Genomic DNA, 1945 nt, shown 5'->3' with positions numbered 1-1945 from the left:
GGCGTGGCCATCGTTGAGCCGCTTGCCGTATTCGTAGCTGATCAGCTTGCGGGCCAGGAACAGCCCCGACAACACCCCGTTGCGATGCACCGGATCGGTGATGCGCGGGAAGTGCAGGCGGGCGACTGCATTGGCAAGGCCCAGGCGCCTTTGCTCGTGGGCGGCCACAGACAGCCTGCGCCTGCAATAGATGCCTTCCGGGGAAATTTCATAGCCGTGCCGCACATTGCTGACGGGCCCATGAACGGTCAGGGTGCCGACATTCCCGGCGATGTGGCACATGTAGTAGCGCCCCACCACATCATGCTGGTTGCCGACGCCTTGCGGAACGACATCCCGCGACGCCAGTAACAAACGCGCCGTTTCGAGCCCGCCCATGGCCAGTACCGTGGTATTCGGAGTCACCCAAAAGTGTGTTCCTGCCAAGGTGCGTACCTCGAGTTCCCGGACGGCCCTTCCGTCGGCGTGCAGCCGTACTGCAGTGCAGTTGGCTCCCAGCAGTACCTGGATATTGGGCGCCAGCTCAAGCCGCCGTGCATAGCGATTGCCGAAATGCGTGGGACAGGAAAACCGCTCCAGCCCATTGGTCAGCACGCGCGAACTGTCGAACCCTGCAATCATCGGACCGATTTCCGGCTCCAGGGCTTCACCCGCGTCATAAATGAACCGCCCGGCTTCCGCGAGGGCATTGGCACGCGGGTAGTAGGGTCGCAGGTCTTCGTAAGACAGCGGCCACCCGCTGTGCGGAATGTAGCTGCGGGTCTCGAAGTCAATGGGATCGAAGGGCATGCAGCGTCCGCCCCAGATCGCGGTGGATCCCCCCAGGCGCCGCTGGCGATATTTGCCGGGTGGGCTGTGCAGCCGCTCATCCGCGACTTCTCCCTCGCAGAGCGACTGGGTGGGAGCGTGCGCCTGCAGCTGCCCCGACTCCAGCAGAAGCACGGAATGCCCTTGCTCCGACAAGGTGAGCGCCAATGCAATGCCCGCAGGGCCGCCACCCACTACGCAGACGTCCGCCTGAAGGCGGCTGCCGGCCTGAATGTCATTGGCCTGCGTGATCATAGGTGGGTGTCCGGGACAGATTTGGCGGTGGTGCGCAGCGGTTGGGCTGCTACGCCGAAATTGCGCTGGTGGATGCGCGCAACGCTGGCAAAGAAACGGGCAAGGGAAAAGTTCTGTTCGTAAAGTGCCCGGCCGTTGCGCTCCAGTGAAGTCCTCAGCGCAGGCTCGTTCAGCACCTGCTGCAGGCCCCTGGCAATACCGGCTGCGTCGCCAGCCTGCACAAAGCACGCATTGACCCCATCGGTCAACACGGAAGGTATTTCGCCTACCGGGCTGCAGACCACCGCAACGCCGTTGGCCATGGCCTCCAGGATGACCAGTGGCAGGCCCTCGTCGTAAGAAGGCAATACCAGGACATCGGCGCGAGCCATCAGGCGTGCGACCTGCTGCTGGTCGGACCAGCCGGCAAAATCARGCAGTGCTTCGATGCCCAGTTGCTTTGCCTTTATCCGGTAGGCTTCGATATCGCCGCCGCCGGCCAGAATCACTTCGGTTCGTGAGGCATCAAATCCCGGGAGCGCCAGCGCCTGCAAAAGATCCGATACCCCCTTGCGCTCCGACAGGTTTCCCAAAAAGAGCACGCGCTGCACGATTTGTTCCGAGGCTATGCGCCGTGCATGGGTAGGTTCGGGAACACCGTTGATAACGATCTCCACGCGATTGGCCGGCACGCCGAGTTCTTCGACCACAAAGCGCCGTGCGGATGATCCCAGCACCACGCAGCTGGCCGGCAGCGAAAATACCCAGCGCGTCAGCATCTGCAGCGGACGGGGTAACGACCTGTAGAAATGATGCAGCTGCGCAGCGTGCAAATGAAGCACCACCGGAATACCGAGGGCGCGGCAGACAATGATGATCACGCTCTTGCGAAAGAGACTCAACC

General features: G+C 62.4%; 2 protein-coding genes. Both read right to left on the bottom strand.

Translation table 11 applies throughout. The annotated features are described in order from the left end of the window. Positions 1 to 1062, bottom strand: a 1062-nt coding sequence (locus tag AC1D1P_RS22030) for an FAD-dependent oxidoreductase (protein ID WP_477674445.1), incomplete at its 3' end; no start/stop codon positions are given. Then, on the bottom strand, positions 1059 to 1945 hold an 887-nt coding region (locus AC1D1P_RS22025), incomplete at its 5' end, for a glycosyltransferase family 4 protein (RefSeq protein ID WP_477674444.1). The genes AC1D1P_RS22025 and AC1D1P_RS22030, both read right to left, overlap by 4 nt.

This window comes from Polaromonas sp. P1_E1_2 (assembly GCF_056406035.1).
The sequence above is the reverse complement of the archived record's forward strand: the minus strand, read 5'-3'. Positions and strand labels throughout refer to the sequence as shown.